This window comes from Veillonella sp. ZSJB6 (genome assembly GCF_051549505.1).
In the GTDB taxonomy this organism is placed as follows: Bacteria; Bacillota; Negativicutes; order Veillonellales; family Veillonellaceae; genus Veillonella.
The window spans coordinates 1-249 of the sequence record NZ_JBPUGE010000133.1; the positions used below are offsets into that span (position 1 = coordinate 1).

At 53.4% G+C, this 249-nt stretch carries 1 protein-coding gene; it reads right to left on the reverse strand.

Features of this window, described 5'->3' with window-relative positions:
- A partial coding sequence (locus tag ACSV5T_RS10180; RefSeq protein ID WP_438321062.1) for a DMT family transporter occupies nucleotides 1-154 on the reverse strand: 154 nt, incomplete at its 3' end.
- Between the last annotated feature and the right edge of the window lie 95 nt (nucleotides 155-249).

A 249-nucleotide genomic window follows, 5' to 3' on the forward strand; every position in this document is an offset into this window, starting at 1 on the left:
CGAGAAGCATAATCATGAGCGCAACGACGAAGCCCGTCAATTGCGTCAACGTCGCAGCTTGCCACGTCCCGATACTCGAACTGATGCGAGCGTTGGCGACGCTCTGTAGCGTTAAAAAGAAGCCGCCACTGATGGCGAACAGTACTCCGCGCATGATGTCTCTCCTCCCTTATGACAATCGAATCAGCATGATCCCGATGACCATGACGAGTAAACTGACGAGTTGTATCCCAGTGACCGGGTTCTTCG